Source organism: Nocardia fodinahabitans (genome assembly GCF_052983615.1).
Genome location: NZ_JBRJJC010000002.1, coordinates 73,588 through 87,399, shown reverse-complemented (window position 1 = coordinate 87,399; position 13,812 = coordinate 73,588). Strand labels below are relative to the sequence as shown.

Annotated in this window: 12 protein-coding genes; 10 read left to right on the top strand and 2 right to left on the bottom strand. The window is 63.4% G+C overall.

Features of this window, described 5'->3' with window-relative positions; genetic code table 11:
* The first annotated feature begins 83 nt into the window (after nucleotides 1–83).
* The 10 genes from NV348_RS36375 to NV348_RS36330 all read left to right on the top strand — a co-directional run bounded on the left by NV348_RS36375 (nucleotide 84) and on the right by NV348_RS36330 (nucleotide 11,692).
* Nucleotides 84–1,340, top strand: a complete 1,257-nt coding sequence (locus tag NV348_RS36375) for a hypothetical protein (protein WP_447151306.1) — start codon at nucleotides 84–86, stop codon at nucleotides 1,338–1,340.
* Nucleotides 1,341–1,416: 76 nt separating this feature from the next.
* Nucleotides 1,417–3,252 (top strand): type IV secretory system conjugative DNA transfer family protein, encoded by a 1,836-nt coding sequence (locus NV348_RS36370; protein ID WP_447151305.1) that lies wholly within the window; start codon nucleotides 1,417–1,419, stop codon nucleotides 3,250–3,252.
* Nucleotides 3,253–3,293: 41 nt separating this feature from the next.
* Entirely contained in the window at nucleotides 3,294–4,103 is an 810-nt protein-coding gene (locus NV348_RS36365) for a DUF4913 domain-containing protein (RefSeq protein ID WP_447151304.1), read from the top strand.
* Between the two features lie 2 nt (nucleotides 4,104–4,105).
* Complete coding sequence (locus tag NV348_RS36360) at nucleotides 4,106–4,426, top strand: hypothetical protein (protein ID WP_447151303.1); 321 nt, start codon at nucleotides 4,106–4,108, stop codon at nucleotides 4,424–4,426.
* A gap of 75 nt (nucleotides 4,427–4,501) precedes the next feature.
* Entirely contained in the window at nucleotides 4,502–4,960 is a 459-nt protein-coding gene (locus tag NV348_RS36355; protein WP_447151302.1) for a hypothetical protein, read from the top strand.
* Nucleotides 4,957–5,868, top strand: a complete 912-nt coding sequence (locus NV348_RS36350) for a hypothetical protein (protein ID WP_447151301.1) — start codon at nucleotides 4,957–4,959, stop codon at nucleotides 5,866–5,868. The genes NV348_RS36355 and NV348_RS36350 overlap by 4 nt, the downstream gene beginning before the upstream one ends.
* 379 nt (nucleotides 5,869–6,247) lie before the next feature.
* Nucleotides 6,248–6,655 carry a hypothetical protein gene (locus tag NV348_RS36345; RefSeq protein WP_447151300.1) on the top strand — a complete coding sequence of 136 codons (408 nt, stop codon included), beginning with the start codon at nucleotides 6,248–6,250 and terminating at the stop codon, nucleotides 6,653–6,655.
* Complete coding sequence (locus NV348_RS36340; protein WP_447151299.1) at nucleotides 6,630–8,513, top strand: CHAT domain-containing protein; 1,884 nt, start codon at nucleotides 6,630–6,632, stop codon at nucleotides 8,511–8,513. Before NV348_RS36345 ends, NV348_RS36340 begins: the two co-directional genes overlap by 26 nt.
* A gap of 171 nt (nucleotides 8,514–8,684) precedes the next feature.
* The gene (locus NV348_RS36335; protein ID WP_357214212.1) at nucleotides 8,685–9,419 is read left to right on the top strand and encodes a transposase; all 735 of its coding nucleotides are present in this window, start codon (nucleotides 8,685–8,687) and stop codon (nucleotides 9,417–9,419) included.
* A 1,140-nt stretch (nucleotides 9,420–10,559) separates the two neighbouring features.
* Nucleotides 10,560–11,692, top strand: a protein-coding gene (locus NV348_RS36330; RefSeq protein WP_447145096.1) for an IS3 family transposase whose coding sequence is annotated in 2 segments (ribosomal slippage) — nucleotides 10,560–10,821 and nucleotides 10,821–11,692 — 1,134 coding nt in all. Because the reading frame shifts where the segments join, the coding sequence is not laid out codon by codon here.
* Here the strand turns inward: NV348_RS36330 and NV348_RS36325 are convergent.
* Nucleotides 11,625–12,332, bottom strand: coding sequence for a hypothetical protein (locus tag NV348_RS36325; protein ID WP_447151298.1), 708 nt, complete (start codon nucleotides 12,330–12,332; stop codon nucleotides 11,625–11,627). The genes NV348_RS36330 and NV348_RS36325 overlap by 68 nt on opposite strands.
* Nucleotides 12,333–12,398: 66 nt before the next feature.
* Entirely contained in the window at nucleotides 12,399–13,412 is a 1,014-nt protein-coding gene (locus NV348_RS36320) for a hypothetical protein (RefSeq protein ID WP_447151297.1), read from the bottom strand.
* Between the last annotated feature and the right edge of the window lie 400 nt (nucleotides 13,413–13,812).

Sequence of the window (13,812 nt, the reverse complement as noted above, 5' to 3'; positions counted from 1 at the left end):
ATGCCCATCCATACCCGTGAAAACCCACCTTCTGCCTCGAACCCCGCACCGCCGTACCGCGATCGCTTCTCCGGGAGCATGCGATGAGCTGGGAAACCCGAGGAACGAGCTTTACCAACCCCGACTACTACCGCGAAGCCGCAGACCACGTCGAAGCCGAACTACGCGCCGACTTCGCCACCTACCACCAAACACGCGAGATCGCCGCCTACGGAGAAACCCCGGCCCAGGTCGTCGAACTCAATGCTCGCGCGCACGCCATCGCCCGCCAATGGCAACAGGGCGGCACGCCAGAGCATCAGCAGCTGTGGCAACAACTGGACACCGCCGTGCGGGCCTGGACTGCCAACCCTGAATCCGCCCGCGTCGAGTTCGGTCGACTCCAGCAATCGTTCATCGAGGGCGGCTCGGGTATCGACCCGAACACCGTCCGCACCCAACGACAAGCCGCGGAACTGACCGGGCACCTCGAGCCGGTCAACGACCACTCTGCCCAAGACGGTGCCCGGTGGCGGCCCCGCCACTTGAGTATGGTCCCCGACCTCGGCGCCGACGGGGCGCGCTCGGGTAGCGCAGTTGATCGCGCGCTAGGTGGACGATCCGGCGAAGAACTGAGCCTGGCCGAGATCGAGGCGATCATCAACAGCGCTGACGAGCTGCTGTCCGCCGAGGAAACTCTCGGTGATCTCGATACCGGCGAGGAAGAGATCACCGCGCTGCTGCCCGCCGAGCAACGCAACGCACCCCTCACGGACAACTTCGCCGCGACCCTCGACCAGCTCCCGGCACAGATCGCTGCCGTGCGCCGACTCCAAGACCTGACCGCTCAACACATCCGGCTGGCCGTCGAATTCGACGGAACACCCCAGGGCGGGCAGGTCCTGATCGGGCAGATGGAGCGGCTGATGGATGGTGCGCGCGAGGCCAACCGCGCTGCTCTATCCGCAGGCGCTGACCCGGACGAGATCACCAGCGCCTACCGAGCAGGGCTGTCGGGGCAGTTCTGGTCACAACAGCCCGGGGCGCCTCGGCTGGCACAGCTCGACCACGTTCTGTCCGAACGCGACAGCGCGCTGGCCGAAATCGATGGATTGCGTGCCCAGCTCGGCATTGCACCCGACCAGCCTCCGGCGCTCGCGCTGGCCGCAGGTGCAGAGACCTCCCACCACCTGAGCTCGACGGCCACCTCCGCCGCACTGGAGCCAGGTGGGGCGGTGATCTCCGGCGCGGTCGAGGCTGCCCTGCCCCATGCCGACTTCGCCGCCGAGTGGACGACCCCCGAACTCACCGGCGTCATCGACGCGCCCCCGCGCGAACACATCGTCGACCCCCAATTCTGAAAGGTCCAGGTAAATCATGTTCTCTCCCCGTGAAACCCGCCGTCGCACCAAATCCGGGATGGGTGAGGAAGCCGGCATGCTCCTCATTCTGTTGGCACTGCTCGCTGTCGTGTTCGTGCTGTGGGCGGCGTTGAAACTCGGCAGCTGGTCGGCCGGGCAGCCGATGTCATGGAACCCGTTCATCGCCTTGCTGTCGGTCCTCGCCGCAGACAAACGATGGCCCTGGCAGTCGACGCCGATCGCCGTGGTGCTGCTGTGCGCGATCGGCGCGCTGGCGGTGCGCGGGGTGCAGATGTTCACCACCGGCCGCGAGGTCGATGTGGCCGCGCGAACGATGCAACGGCCAGGCAAGATCCGCATCGCTCGCGTCGCCGACAACCTCGCCGACAACCAACGATTGCTCGCCGACGCGCCACCCGAAGTGCGAGCGAATCCGGGACCGCTGTTGGGGCGCACGGTCATCGGCGACATCGCCCTGCACGTACCCGCCGAACTCGGTGTCACAGTGACGGCCGGTCAGCGCACTGGCAAGACCGTCGCGTGGGCGATCCCGGCAGTGCTCTCAGCATGGGGGCCGTGCCTGGCCACCTCGAACAAACCGGACCTATACCGGCACACCGTGTACGGGCGCGAGCAAGTCGGCCGGGTGTGGGTATGTGACCTGCAAGCGGTGACCGGGCAGGTGGTGTGCGGGTTCTGGGTGAATCTGTTCAACCAAGTCACCGGGTTACCCGCGGCGCGAAAGCTGGCGGGGTTCTTCGTGTCCGGGTCGGCCGGTTCGGCTAATGAGATCGCCAATGCCAAGACCGATGCCTACTTCGACGGCGGCGCCCAAGAGCTGTTCGCGCTGTGTGTCTTCGCCGCCGCGTGCGCGGGCGGAGACCTGCACCATGTCGCGGAATGGCTCGGCCGCGACCAAGATCCGACCCCGGCATTGATTTTGCGCCACTACGGCCACGACCGACCCGCGGCCAGGATCGTCGAATGCCAAGGCCTCTACGCCAGACAACGTGACGGCCTCTACGACATGGCGCGAAGGTTTCTTAACGTGCTCTCCGATTCCGGGTACGCCCAGATGGTCACGCCCCCGGTTCGGAAACTGTTCCAGGTCAGCGAAACCACCGCCAAGCCCACGACCACGGCATCGAGTCGGGGCGGGAAAGTGTCCTCGATTCGCAACGGTGTCCTGATCGAGTCCACCGAGCAGGCGCGTACCCACCTGTTGCCGGAGTTCGATCCCGTCTCGTTCGTCACCTCCAACGACACCCTGTATCCGCTGTCGATGACCGGGCCTGATGGTGCCACTCCTTTGACCGCCGCGCTGGTCGGCCAAGTCCTCGAAGCCGCTCTCACTGCGGCCCGGGCCCGCCCGGACGGGCGACTGGCGACACCGTTGTTGTGTGTGCTCGACGAAGCCGCCAACTGCGCCCGAGTCAGCGAACTGCCCTCCTACTACACCTATTCGGCGGGCTGCGGGATCATCCTGATGACGATCCTCCAGGTCCTCGAACAAGGCGAAAACCTGTGGGGTGCCAATGGTTTGAAGACCATGATGGCCCAGTCGATCGAGGTCTACGGCGGCTCCATCGCCTCGCGCGACTATTTGGAGCATTGGTCAGCGATGGCCGGGCAACACGACGTCTCCGACCGCTCCCGCACCTACACACCCGGCGGGGTCCAACGCAGCCTGTCCTGGCGCGCAGAACCCATTCTCGATGTCGCGATGCTCGCCGCCCTGCCGAAAGACCGGGCCCTGGTCCGACTTCCCGGCCACGGCCCGGTCGTGGTCCGCAAAATTCCCTGGTTCGACAGCGAGTACGCGCCGCTGGTGCGCAAGTCGATGCAACGGTTCGAAGGTGGGCGGGTCTCACTGGTCAAGTCGAGCCCTTCGGCAGCGGGGGACCAGTCGTGACGAGCCCGAACGCTGCATCGACTGCCACTGCGCAGACACCGATGCCGCCGCAGTTCGGTCATTTCACCGATTTCGCGCAGGCGTGGATGTTGCCCACGATCAGCGTCCGGTTGGCGCAAGCGAACCGGGAGAACACCTTCACCTGGTGCACGCGCTGGTGGTCTCATCGCCCGGTCGCGGTGCGGGTCGCCCATCTGCACACCGCGTTCGAAGCGATGCGCCGCTCCAAAGCCGGATCGAGCCTGAGCACCTTCCTACTGAGCCACTTCGACCCGCACGTCAACCTCATCCTCGACGCGGCGAACGGCCCCCTGCACCGGTGCACTCGCACCCATCACCAGACCACCCCGTCGTTGCCGTTCGACCCCGTCCCACCTGGTTGGTTCGGCACCAAGCCTGCCGTTGTCGACGACGGTAAACCACCGAAGAAGTTCGACCACTACAGCGAATTCGCCGAACAATGGCTGCTGCCAGTGACGGCAGTAAAGATCGCCGCAAACAACCGTGAGGGCCAGTACACGTGGTGTCGGCAGTGGTGGCGACACCAAAGCGTCGCCATCCGCTTCGCAGGGCTGCACGCCTGCTTCGAGGCCGCGGTCAACGCCGACGACAAGATGGCGATGTCAGCCTTGTTCGTCCGCCACATCGACCCGCAGTTGCGCTACATCCTCGACGCCGCCAACGGCCCCCTGCACAGGTGCACACCTGACCAGCACATCGATAGCCCTGGGCTCACGAGCGACCGGGTACCGGCGAACTGGTTCGGCGCCCCCGGATCGGCCACCCCGATCGAAGCCCTCGGCTTCGCTCCGGACTTCCGGGCCTTGGCCGAGGGCGGTGATCCGCAATGAGTATGGCGAACGCGACCACAGTCCAGAAACGGGTCCTCAAGGCACTACAGAATCAAGCCGCTGACTCACAGAAGCTGCTGACCACCCAGCGCGCCAGCGGTATTGAGCCGACCCGAGACCGGACGCAGAATATCCACACGCGGGCGACGCTGCACACCGAACTCGCCGCAGCGGCCCTCGCGGGCGGGGTCCCGGCCGAGTGGGTCGATCAGGCCCGCGAACGCGGCACCAAAGCAATCCGCTGGAACACCAACCTGTTCCTACGCCGCGCCGCCCCGATCGACCGCGACGGGTTGATCGACAACCTCCGCGCCGATATCTAGCGACTAGCCCGGTTCACCGGCATTCACGCCGCCTACACCCACGGCACCGGGCGACACGACGACACCACCGCGACCGTGGACCAGACCCTCACCACGCTCTGGCGCCGATCCGCTCAGATCGGTGTCCTGCTCGGTATCGACACCGACCAAGCCCGACAGCACTGGCCCCACCAGCAATGGATGAAGCAAGCCTCGGCATCGGCGGCCGGGCAGACCCAAGCCCACCTCACCCAACACTGGCACGCGATCGCGAACACCGACATGACCAGCTACACCGCACAATCCATCGCCTTGACCGGAGCAGGGATCACACCGAACCCGACGATCGCCCCACCCGAGCCGATCGCCATACTCCACGCCCTCAGCGAACGCGATGTCGGTGTGGGTGGCCTGTTCTCCGACGCGCCAGGCGCACACATCGGTGCCGCTGTCGACGCCACGCGATCCCAGGCGGCCCACACCGACTATGACGCCGACATCACCGCACCGGTGTTCAGCGACCCCCAAATCAACTATCCCGGGATCGATCCATGAGCAGCCCCTCGGCTGTCCCGCGTCTGGTCTCCGATCTGCCCGCCCCACAGGCAGAGTCGCTCACGCTGATCCATGACCTGGCTCGCCGCGCCGGTGTCGTCCGTGGACGCCGGCAGCATGCCCCCGAACTCGTTCGCCTCGACCTTGACCGCAGCATCGCCGAGATCACCGCCGCCAGCAGGGGAGTGCCCGCGGTGTGGATCAACCAAGCTCGCGAATACGGCACCGCGAACAGGGTGTGGCGACCGACGACGGTGTTGCGCGATCCACCCAAAAATAACGTGATCCGTCGTGGGTTCGGCCGAGTCGTCGCCGACACGAACCGGCTCGTCGACATGGCCACGGTCTCGGTCCTGCGCCACCAACATCTGCAACGAGCCGGGATCGAATCAGAACCAGAACCTGCGGTGGCGCACCAGCTTCGACGGAATATGGATGCGATCCGCACGCGCATCATTCACACCGCCGCCGCGATCGGAATGAGCCCCGCCCAACGCGTCCGCGCTGTGACCGTGACCGATGCCCACCTCGCTGACCGTCTCGCCGCCCACAGACCGCTCGCCGTCGATGATCTGACCGCGCTCTGGCGTGACGTCGCCACCCCGGCGGTCGCGGCGAGTGTTCGTTCGTCGCTAGCCAGCCTGCGCCGCACCACCACCCCGCCGACAGCTGTCGAACCGGGCCTGGTGGTGCCACCGACGACACAAGAACTTCTCACCCGCGCTCGCCAGCAACTCATCGACCCCATCACAGCGGATGATCCCTCGACCACCGGGCACAGGATCGAGAACGCAGTCCACCTCGCGCTCCCGGCCACGGCAACAGAACCCGACAACGAGTCAGCCGAGCAACACCCACCGCCCAGCCAACCAACAGATCGCTCCCTCATTGCGGGCCTTGAATTGTGACAACTGAGGCTGGCCCAGCTGGTCGGAGTCGTGACTACGACCGAAGTTGTTTGGCTGCGCTACCTCGTAGATGATCCGACCGTCGGCATCCATCGCCTCAGCTTGGCCGCGCACATTTTGACGCCAGGTGGTGACCGACCCGGCTGGGTCCTGCGCCGGACTCGTCGACTGTGGTGATCGTCGTCGTTGACCATCGGAGTGGCGGTTGGTCGCTGTCCATGGGTCTGCGACGCAGATCTCCTGTAGGCCCTGCACCGGCCGATAGCGGGTTTCGGCCATCCTGCCTCGAATCGGGCGTCGACACCTCAACTGTCTGTAGTCTTGCGGAGCTACTTTACGAAACGGTTCATCGTGCTAAATATCAAGCAGGAGAAGTCAATTGACCGTAATCGTCCTTGCCGCACCGCCCGACCTCGCTGACGCATTGACCGAGGACGGGTTCGATACTTACGACGGCAACCTCCGCGGGGGCGAGGTAGTAGACCTGGTCTTCTGGACTATCGAGCACAGAGAAGTCCTCGCCGATGCGATAGCCGACACCAGGTCAGTGGTGGTTGCGTCAGCTCATGTGATAAACGCTGTGGCAGTTCTGCGGGAGTGGTTCGCGAAACGACACGCGGCGGCAGAACCAGCGCAGAACGGCGATCTGACGGTCGTTGACGACCAGGGGGGCCAGATCCCGTTGAGTGAGCTGCTGGCTGAGCTTTCAGACGATGCAGAGGTCGCCGCACGGATCGAAGCCATACTCGAGGAGCGCCGCGGTGAGATTCCGCCGCCGCAAGACTGAAAACCCGAAGCTGTTCAATCTCGGCGACATGCAGCGGCGCACCGAACGGTTGGGACCGCTTGCTGCCGCAGCACGCAAAACCCGGGATGCTGCGACGGTTACGCAGTTCTGTATGGAGCTGCGCGAGGAGATCGCGGAATTGATGCCGCATGCCGGAAGTCGAGCGGTTACGAATACCTTGGTCGATTTCATGCGCTGGTACATATTACTCCTTGCGGATCTGCCGACACCGCCATGGTCCGAGATCGGTCGATTCGGACTGGTCCAGTCCGGGTTCTATTCCCAGGCGGTCAGCGTCGACCCGCCAAACCGCGACAACATGACCATCGACGAAGTCGAGGAATATACCCAGCTGATCTACGCGTTGATGCAGGCGCAACGATCAGTACAAGATATAGCCGCCTTTGCTGCACACAAACGGGGGTTCCCGACTCATGCAGGACTTATTCTAGAATACTCGACCGGCGCCACATTTCACGCCACCCAAATTGCGACAAGCGTGCACGCGCTCGGCCCACACGGGCCTGAAGGTCATGACCAGAACATCGCCGAGCAAGTCGCTACTGAGCAATTCGAGATCGTCGGCTCCACCGCCGTCGAGGATTTCCCTTTGGACATCGGACCATTGGACCAGTCGCGTCAATTGTTTCAGGATTTTCTAGCGTCACGGATAAATAGCACATTTGACCTGCCTAAGCATCATCAACTCTTCGCCGCACATGCATGGCATTGCACGAGCTGCGCGGCCGCAGTCGCCAGCGGACGAGACCTTCTCTATATCGTATCGACACACCGTGGTTCCGCAGCCATTAGATATCCATCGCAGCTAGCGTCAAGCAGCAAGCCCGAGAGCGTCGACCTGCCTGAACTATCGATACAGCAGGTGTTGAGGTGGGCCGAGGGGCTAACGGAAATCTACGCTCGATACCGGCGGCTAGAAGTCCGAAAGAGGGACCTGCAGCGGGTCATTGACGATGTATTAGACGGAGTGGGATCACAAATAATTGCGCCTGTCCTTGAGGCCTGGCCGCAAATGGATCGTGCGTGCTTCGTGCCAGTTGGCGCGGTCGCGGCATTGCCGTTTACTGCGGCCAGTGTGAAGGGGAAGCTGGCCTGCGCGCTGCTCGACTTCACGATCGCTCCGAGCGCGATGTCTCTACATGCTGCGGATGGATACCCTATTCAGCAGATCGCGTCCGCGACGGTCGCCGTCGATCCTTCCGAAGGTAAAGACCATCTGAAGTACACCCTGATCGAAGCCGACCGGATTGCAGAGATACATCAGGTCACTGTACGCAACGTGAGGTCTGCTGCATCCGCTCCAGTCGACGAAACATATCCGGTCGATTTTCCAAGGGCGCGTTTACTCGAGAACGACGACGCAGTGCAGGAAAGTCTCCCTCCCGCATCTGCGAAGGAGCTGGTCACCACTTTGAGCCGTTGTTCGATTGCGCACCTGGCCTGCCATGGTCTAGTAACGGATTTCCCGACGCCGAATGCTCATTTGGTGCTTGGTCAAGGACTGTCCCTCAACGATTACCTCACCGGATGCGAACCTATCGCACCAGGTGGCACAGTCGTCTTGTCAGCTTGCTCGGTCGGTGGCGTAGTTCAGGGAGCGCCCTCGGAGATATTCGGATTTCCGACCGTGCTGTTGTCCTCCGGATCACGCAACGTCATCGCTCCGATTTGCCCCGTACTGGACAGCACCGAGACCGTGGAATTGATGTGTGCAATCCATCGTGGCCTAGCTCAGGGAGAAAGTCCCACTTACGCGCTCAAATCGGCAATCGAACTTTCACGCGATGCCGGTGTGTCATCGGCGATCTGGGGAATATTCAACTGCAATGGACAATAACCAGCCTATACCCAGCCGGAAAATCCTCCGATCACTCGGCGCCATAGGGCGCCTCGTCCAGGAAAGCCGCTGACCGTATGCTTTTCACCTGTCGCTAAGGGGTGTCCCGTAAGTCGTTGAACGGCAACAGGTATCGTGTCGACGGTGGTGATCTCGGCGTCCGATCCAGTGATGGTGGAGTTGTTCTCCGGGCTGCGGCCTCGCACGTTCGCTCGCCTGATCACCGGGTTGCGGCGCGAGGGCGTCGACCGGCCGCTGCGAGGTCGGCCCTGGGCGTTGTGTTTCGAAGATCGGGTGCTGCTGGTGGCCACCTACTGGCGCACGAATCTGACGATGCGGCAGCTCGCGGCGGTGTTCGGGGTGTCGAAGTCGGCCGCGGCCCGGGTGATCGAGGATCTGGGGCCGGCGTTGGCGCTGCGGCCCCGCGCCCGGTTTCCGCGGGGTGCGGTGTTGATCGTGGACGGCACCCTGGTCCCGACCCGAGATCACAAGGTCGCAGTGCCGAGTAAGAACTACCGGTACTCGACAAACCACCAGGTCGTGATCGACGCTGACACCGAACTCGTCGTCGCGCTCGGAAAACCATTGCCGGGCAACCGTAACGATTGCCGGGCATGGGCCGAGTCCGGTGCGGCCGATGCCTGCCGTAATGCGGTGGTGATCGCGGATGGCGGCTACCAGGGCACCGGTTTGATTATTCCGCACCGCCGGTCACCTGGTGTCGAGCTGCCGGAATGGAAACAGGCGCACAACAAGTCCCACCGCAAGGTCCGTGCTCGCGTCGAACACGCCTTCGCCCGGATGAAGACCTGGAAGATCTTGCGCGACTGCCGTCTTCGTGGCGACGGGGTGGGTATCGCGATGACAGGGGTGGCGAGGCTGGCCAACCTCGCCCATGCTCACTGATCCCGAATCGACGGACAAGCCGCTATCACCGATCCAGACTTACGGGACATCCCTTAGTACTACGGCCGTAAGTTGAGGTACCTCACCACGTTTCGCCCCGCCGGAGCGGCCTTCAGAGTTTGTGAGTACAACCGAATCTGCCGCGGCCACTGCGGCTGCCAGCGTAGACGATCCCTGGTCCAGCGTAGCTCAATGCCGCCGACATCGATTCGGAAGGCCTCGCACAGGCCATGCTTTACTTCGTAGCCGAGAAAACGGATGACCTGACTGCAGAGGAGATGCTCGCGGCGATCACTTCCGAAGCCGCCGACCCGCGCGCGGTGCGGGACCAGCTCCGCAGGTTGGAGTCCGATTCTGCGCTGCTCGATGAGGTATGCCTGCAGATTCTGTCCAGCGGCTGGGCATCGCCAGAGCCGGGAGTCGGGGGCGAGCGTTGCGGCCTGACCAGCCACGAACGCAGCCGCGCTGCGAAGCTCGCCCACATCGACGTTCAGCTCACCCGATGTCAAAGGTCCCCCTGTGCTCTAACCAGTTCCGCTGAACTGCCTCTTACTCCGTTGGACGCATCCCATCCCGTTTCGGTTCCACAGGGTATTCGCCCCCGGGTGAGAACCGAATCGCAGAGCCATCATCTCGTCACCCTCGTCGGTGAGGCCGGCCCGTCCACGACCTCGGGCCCACTCTCGCCGGGGATTCGACTCGATCGGGGGTGTCGAGCTGGCGGGAGAGCCGGAAGATGTCGAGCTGGCGCGCGTCCAGTCAGAGGTTCGCCCCGCGCGAGCGACCCCATTCCGTGGTAGTCGCAGGTTCGACTCCTCGGCAGGACACACAAAACATGGGCAACCGGAAAACGCCTGGTCATCGTTGCTGACTACTCGATTTGAGTGAAGCGCTTGGTTCGTTCGGTCGCCTGCCGTTCCCTTCTCGGACTGGCAGGCGACAGGCACCTCCGACGACGGGACACAGGCGACCTGGGAATCTGCACTGGTCAACTCGTAGTAGGCGTTGGCCGCGCCCTCGGCGGAGCGATGGTTTCCGCGAGTTGTGGTTTGGCCCAGATGACTGGATCCCTTTGAGCAGGTCCAGTGGTTGTGAGAGTTCTGATGCACCAGAATGGGTGCAGGAGGACGAGAACACACCATGGCACGACGACACACCCCCGAGCAGGTCATCCGGAAGCTCCGCGAAGGCGAGAAGCTGATCGGGCAGGGCTTCTCGATCGAAGAGGTCTGTAAACACCTCGAGATCTCCGACGCCTCCTGGCACCGCTGGCAAGCCCAATACGGCGGCATGAAGTCCGACGACGCGAAACGGCTCAAAGAGCTCGAACGCGAGAACGCGCGGCTGAAGAAGATGGTCGCCGAGCAAGCCCTCGATATCGACATGCTCAAGGAAGTGAACCGGGGAAACTTCTGAGCCCGGACCGACGCCGCAGAGCCGTCGTGTTTCTGCAACAACGGTTTCGGGTGTCACAGCGACGCGCGTGCGCGGTCGTGGGGCAACCCCGATCAGTGCAACGCCGACCACCCACGATCACTGAGCTCGACCGGGCTTTACGGGCGCGGTTACGCGAGATCTCGGCCAAGCACCCGCGGTGGGGATGGCGCAAAGCCCACGCACTTTGCCGCGGCGAGGGCATGGTCACCAACCACAAACGGACCCAACGGCTTTGGCGCGAGGAAGGTCTGAAACGACCATTCCGGGTCCGGAAGAAACGGCGGATCGGGGCAGGCCGCAATCAACGGTTGCGGGCAACCGCACCTGATCAGATGTGGGCGTTGGATTTCCAGGTTGATGTCACCGTCGACGGGCGCCAGGTCCGGTTCCTCAACATCGTCGATGAGTTCACGCGGGAAGCGTTGGCTACCAGAGCATTTCGGTCGTGCACGTCGGATCAGTTGGTCGGGGTGCTCGATGAGATCATCGCGGACACAGGCCGGCGGCCAGTCCATATCCGGATGGACAACGGCACGGAGATGACCGCGCACGCGATGCGGGATTGGTGCCGGTTCACCGGTGTCGACGCGTCGTTCATCGATCCGGGATCGCCGTGGCAGAACGGGATCTGCGAGTCGTTCAACGGGCGTTTCCGCGACGAGTTCTTGTCGTGCGAGGTGTTTCATTCGTTGACCGAGGTCCGTGTTCTTGCCGAGGACTGGCGGATCGAGTACAACAGTTACCGACCCCACGGGTCGTTGGGCTTTCTCAGCCCGGAAGCGTTCCGTGAGCAGTGGTCACCGACCGAGTTTCAGCAGCAGCTACAACTCGCATAGCCGGTGGACCCACCGACGGGGCCCAGTCACAGAGTGTGAGAGTCGCGATGAATCCGTCGGGTGAAGTACTGGGATAGGGCATTGACTTCCCGAGTTCAGTTCGTCGGTTCCGTGCCCGTTCGGCCAGCTTGATGGCGAGCGGCTCCATGAACGACTTCCAGATCGTATTGCGCATGAGGTAGATGTGGGCACGGAACTTCTCGGCAAGCTCCGCGTCATCCTGCGGGCCAATCTCCGGCTGTATCACCAGCCGGAGGGCGCTGGGCTCGGACGCGGCATCGATAGAGAGCAATGCGTCAACCGATTCGAACGCGGCGTCGGCGCGATGCGCGACGTGTCCATGCCGCCACTGCATGATGGTGTCGTGGAAGTCAGAAGCGGCTGAATCTCCTGATGCCGCAAACAGGGCGCTGAGGTCGATCTTTCGTCGCTGTTGGCTTTGCCCGACCCGTCCGTAGCTGACTACTGCCGACTCCCACAGGGCCCGGCGCAGGAAGAGATTCGGAGCAGTCGATGGGGTATTGCGGCGAGCTAGCAGAACCGAGTCGGCGTGAGTGAGGTCAAGCCAAGCTGAACCCCACTTTCGGAGGACGTTTGCATCGAGGCTGTCCAGTGCCACGCACTGCTCGATCGAATCCATGTTCGAATATCACCACAACCATGCCGTAGTGGAACTGAATTTGGACCCAAAGGCTGGCCGCCGCTGTCACCTTGGGGGAGGTAATACCTTTGGCTCGTTCTGCCACGCCTCGAACATTCGCAACGGGGTGTCCTCGTCCCACCGTTCGTGGGCGAACTTTCCCTCTGCTCGGCTGAGCCTGTCGGCCGCTGAATCGCCGGTGTCTCCGAGCTCGATCTGCGGAGGGAACGAGCGGGGCGCGGACAGCCCCCGCACCAGCGTCGGTATCACGACGTCGGCCACGTGCCGGTGCAGGTGCGTCAGCTCCGCTACAGGTCCTACGCGCACCGCACTGTCCGGGCGTTCGATCATCAACGCCGAATTCAGCTCCAGGCCAATCATCTTGCCCGGTGTAGTGGCTGCGAGCTCGGTACCGACCTCCAATGACCTGAAGGTCAGGTCGGTGTCTTTCATGGCCACGTCCGTCGTCGTTACGATCGTTGCGGCAGCGCAGAAGCGCAGGCTGCGGTGTTTGTCGAGGTTCGAGTAGCGCTGTAGCAGCCGCAGCGGATGCTCATACTCGACCCGCACACCTGACAGGGCGGCCATCCTCGTCGGCATGGATGGAACTTTTGAGATCGTGTCGGTGTAGGGCTGCAAGGACTCGACGCGGCGGCCCAGCTTGGTCGCAACGCCCAGCTCTGGGACTTTCCGCATCATCTTGTTCTGCCAGGCGCGGAAGTCCTGTTTGGTTGCGACGACAGGCATTTCGACAGCCCGCGCATGCGGCTCGGTGAGCTGTGTCCCGCGTTCGTTCTCCACGAGGAAGAACAGGGTGTTTTCTACCGCAGCGCGTAGGTGATGAATGGCTTCACTGAACAGCAGGGCAGCCAGCGGGGGTACGGGGCGGATGCCGACCACACGGGCCACCCACCGCCCGTCGTCCTCGTCCTGGGCAAGCTCGACTGGCCTGCTCCGGGACCAGTGCGCCGCCAGAGCACCAAGGGTCTCTGCCGCCTGGTCCACTCGGGCAAGACGAAACGAGACAGCTGCCAACGGCTCTGGAAGCCAATCGAGCACACCCGCAGCGGAATCCGTCATGCCCCGATGATTGCTCATTGAGCTACTGGATAGCGAGCAGTTTTCTCGTCGGCCCCGGGGGCTGTGGTGGTGACTAGGCTCCCCGGGTGCGCCGGGCCTGGGATCGTAAATTGCCGACGTCCGCGTCCGTCCTCGGTGCCCTCGGGAAACCCGGCTTTCGCGGCCGAGGCTCGTGACGAGATCTTGAAGGCCGTTGCCGCCGAGGCCCAAGCGATCTCCGCCAAGCAATCGGGCAAAAGTGCCGAGGCGCTGGAGGCTCTCGCCCGCGCCTACGCCCTAGTCACCGCAGGACCCACGGTCGTGACACCATCCGGTGCCGCACCCCTGACGGGGAGAGGCAAACAGATTATCTTCAGCGAAATCGCGAGGTAGATACACACTGGGCCCGGCACGGCAGTCT